The 262-nt window shown below is 57.3% G+C and carries 1 protein-coding gene; it reads left to right on the forward strand.

Annotation, left to right across the window (positions count from 1 at the left end; all coding sequences use genetic code 11):
* Positions 1–41: 41 nt before the first annotated feature.
* Positions 42–262, forward strand: a 221-nt coding sequence (locus tag Q4563_RS20595; RefSeq protein WP_303605838.1) for a hypothetical protein, incomplete at its 3' end; no start/stop codon positions are given.

Consider the following 262-nt stretch of genomic DNA (forward strand, 5'->3'; position numbering starts at 1 on the left):
GTATATACTTGAATGCTAGCTATAGACTCGTAATTATACCAATGAATCCTTGCCGTCCTGCCTTTCCTGTTGATACCCAGCTCGCCAATATCTCTGCACAACTGGCCGACCACCCCGCCCTGCTACTGACTGCCGAACCCGGTGCGGGTAAAACCACTCGTGTGCCGCTGGCGCTAATGGATGCGCCCTGGCTGGCCGGGCAACAGATCATCATGCTCGAACCGCGGCGACTGGCAGCCCGTAACGCCGCCGTCTTTATGGC

This window comes from Gilvimarinus sp. 1_MG-2023, assembly GCF_030548285.1.